The organism is Acidisoma sp. (genome assembly GCF_035492295.1).
Taxonomy (GTDB): Bacteria; Pseudomonadota; Alphaproteobacteria; order Acetobacterales; family Acetobacteraceae; genus Acidisoma.
Map to the genome: position 1 here is coordinate 1 of NZ_DATJJK010000235.1, position 3,159 is coordinate 3,159.

The following is a 3,159-nucleotide window of genomic DNA, read 5'->3' on the forward strand; positions in this document are numbered from 1 at the left end:
GACCGCCGCGCCTGACCCGCCGGAAGAGCCGCCGGCACTCCGCGCCGTGTCATGCGGATTGCGCGCCGGGCCGTAATGCGTGTTCTCGGTCGTGAAGCCGTAGGCGTATTCGTCCATGTTGAGCGCGCCGATGCAGACGCCCCCGGCCTCGCGCAGCCGGGCGACCGCGAAACTGTCCGCCGTGGCAGGCGGGTTGTCCGCCTCGATCTTGGAGCCCGCGAGGGTCACCACCCCCTGAATGTCGAAGAGGTTTTTTACCGCATAGGGCACGCCGGCGAGCGGCCCCGGATCCTCGCCTCGGGCCAAGGCCGCGTCCACCGCGGCGGCATCCGCCAATGCGCGTTCCTCCGTGACAGCGGTGAAGGCGTTCACCTTCGCGTCCTCCGCACGGACGCGCGCGAGGGTTGCCCGCGCCACCTCGGTGGCCGTTGCCTCGCCGCTGCGGATCGCGGCCGCGATCTCCGTGGCCGACTGGGTATGAAGGGTCATCATCGCACCTCAGGGCTGGAAAACGGGTGCAGGCTCAACCTCCGGCCCCACCGGCCAGGTGAGCGCGGGCTCGGCGAAGCGCCTCACGAGATCGAACGCCGCCGTCACCCGGGCAAGCTCGGCCTCGTCGAGGCCGAGGTCCTGCATGGCGGCCGCCATCCGCACATAGGTCGCCGTATCGAAGCCCTCATCCATGTCCCAGTTCTCCTCGCACCTGCAACAGCGGCAGCTTGCCTCAGCCGGCGCCGGGCCGCCAGCGGCTAAGGCACCCGCAGGTCCGACAAGGCGTTAAAGCGAGAAGCAGCGCGTCTCTCCAAAGCCCAGCGTCACGAAAGCCCCGTCTTCTACCCCGGCTTCGGCCCGGGCTTCGGCCAGATGCTGCTCCGGCGCGTCGATCGGCTCGTCTGTCAGCTTGAAGGTGCCGAAATGCATGCCGATGGATTGCCGGGCGCCGAGCGCTTGATGGGCCGCTACGGCCTCGGCCGGATTGACATGAACGGGTGCCATGATGCTGCGCGGCTCATAGGCGCCGATCGGAAGAAGGGCGACATCCGGCGCCCCGAGACGCTGGCCGATCTGCTCCCAATGCCGCCCATGGCCGGAATCGCCCGCGAAATAGAGGCGTTTGCCTGCCGTCTCCAGCATCATCCCGCCCCACAGGCTGCGCCCCCGGTCCCACAGCGTACGGGCGGAGAAATGCCGCGCCGGGGTAATGGTGACCTTCACGTCGTCCCGCGGGTGAAGTTCCTGCCACCAATCCCCTTCCAAGACGCGATGCATCCCAGCCTTCGCTAAGTGCCGGGCATTGCCGAGCGGCGTTACCACCATCGGATCGTCCCGCCGCTGGATGGCGCGCAGGCTCGGGAGATCCATGTGGTCGTAGTGATTGTGGGACATGAGCAGAAGGTCGAGCTTGGGCAGATCGGCAAAGCGCCGGCCCGGCGGCCGGGCGCGCTTCGGCCCCGCCCAGGATACCGGGGAACAGCGGTCGCTGAAAACCGGATCGGTCATGAAAGTGAGGCCGGGAAGGCGGACCAGAAAGCTCGAATGACCAATGAACGTAACCGCGGCATGGCCCGGAGGCACGGGCGCGCGGGGGTCTCCGGCTGGTTTGGGCTCGGGCGGCAGCGGCGGCCAGATGGTCCTCTCCTTGCGGAAACGCCAGCGGATGATGCTGACAAGTCCACCACGCTTGCGGCCGCGCGGGCGCTCCCCGGCCAGGGCCGGCTCGTCGACAGGGGCGTCAGAGCGGGGAATCTGGTCCGATCCGGAGGCGCCGCTTTCGGGCGCCATGCTGGGTGGATTGAAGAAGATGGTCCCGTCGAAATGGTCCGACGACGGGTTGAACGGCATATCGGGCAAGCGATTCTCTTTCTGCGGCGCGATCAGCCCTAATGTAGCAAGGCGCGCCGGTTCGGCTAGGTCGTCTCCCGTTCGAGGATCGCATAGGGCATCCGCACCGTCTCCGCCGGCAGCCGCGTGCCTGCCCGTGCCGCCTCGATCGAGCGCCAGAGCAGGCCGCCTGCGCCGAAGCCGATGCCCTCCGAGTCGACGGAGACGGTGGTGATGCGGGGATGGCAGCAACGCGCGACCTCGAAATCCCCGAAACCGGCGATGGCGAGCCGGCCGGGCACCGGCCAGCCCTGGCGTTGGCATTCCATGAGCGCGCCGAAGGCCGAAAGATCGGACACGCAGATGACGGCATCGACCTCCGGCCAGGCCTGCCGCATGCGGCGGATCGCCTCGCCCCCATGGTTCATGGTGATGGGCGGCTCGCCGAAGGAGATGGCGCGCCCCTCGGGCAGGCCAAGGGCCGCCACCGCCTGCCCATACCCGCGCAGGCGGTCCGCGCCACGGCTGTCCCGGGGGCTCGCACCACCGATGAAGCCGATTTCCCGGTAGCCCTTCTCGTGCAGGCGCCGCACCATCGCCGCCATCGCCTCGGCATTGGAAAAGCCCACGACATGATCGATGGGGTTGTCCGGCAGGTCCCAGGTTTCCACTACCGGCACCCCGGCGGCCGCGAGCAGCCGTCGCACCTTGGGCGAATGGTCGCTACCCGTCGCGATAATGCCTTCCGGCCGACGGCGCAGCATGGCTTCCACCAGCCGCTCTTCCTTCACCCGCACATAGTCCGTGGCACCCAGCAACAGCTGCAAGCCGCTCTCCTCCAGCGCCCGCTCGATCCCCCGCACGGTGTCCGAGAAGTTGGAATTGTTGAGCGAGGGGATAAGGGCAGCGACGAAGCCGGAGCGTTTGGAGGAAAGGGTGCCAGCCGTCTGGTCCAGCACATAGCCCAACTCCTCCACCGCCTGGAGGATGCGCGCCCGGGTCTCGGGCGACACCGTGCCGTCCACCTTCAGTGCGCGGGAGACGGTCATCGCCGAGACCCCCGCCCGCTTCGCGACATCCGTCATCTTGGGCGGCGGGCGAAGGCGGGCGCGGATCTCCGGCTGCGGTTGCTGTTGCGGCTTACCAGCCGTGGGGATGGGCATTGACGAAGATGGCGTAAAGCGAGGTCTTGGCGGTGATGTAGAGCCGGTTGCGCTTGGCCCCGCCGAAGGTGAGATTCGCCACCGTCTCGCCGATCGGAATAAGGCCGATCAACGTGCCGTCCGGCGCGTAGCAGGCGACGTCCTCATTCGCCGAGGTCCAGACATTGCCGGCGCG

At 68.2% G+C, this 3,159-nt stretch carries 5 protein-coding genes; all 5 read right to left on the bottom strand.

The window, feature by feature from the left end:
• On the bottom strand, positions 1 to 492 hold a 492-nt coding region (locus VL752_RS17590), incomplete at its 3' end, for an amidase family protein (RefSeq protein ID WP_325357165.1).
• Positions 493 to 498: 6 nt separating this feature from the next.
• Entirely contained in the window at positions 499 to 684 is a 186-nt protein-coding gene (locus tag VL752_RS17595) for a DUF4089 domain-containing protein (RefSeq protein WP_325357166.1), read from the bottom strand.
• A gap of 93 nt (positions 685 to 777) precedes the next feature.
• Entirely contained in the window at positions 778 to 1,842 is a 1,065-nt protein-coding gene (locus VL752_RS17600; RefSeq protein WP_325357169.1) for an MBL fold metallo-hydrolase, read from the bottom strand.
• Between the two features lie 65 nt (positions 1,843 to 1,907).
• The gene (locus tag VL752_RS17605; RefSeq protein ID WP_325357167.1) at positions 1,908 to 2,984 is read right to left on the bottom strand and encodes a LacI family DNA-binding transcriptional regulator; all 1,077 of its coding nucleotides are present in this window, start codon (positions 2,982 to 2,984) and stop codon (positions 1,908 to 1,910) included.
• Positions 2,962 to 3,159, bottom strand: a 198-nt coding sequence (locus VL752_RS17610; protein WP_325357168.1) for an SMP-30/gluconolactonase/LRE family protein, incomplete at its 5' end; no start/stop codon positions are given. The genes VL752_RS17610 and VL752_RS17605, both read right to left, overlap by 23 nt.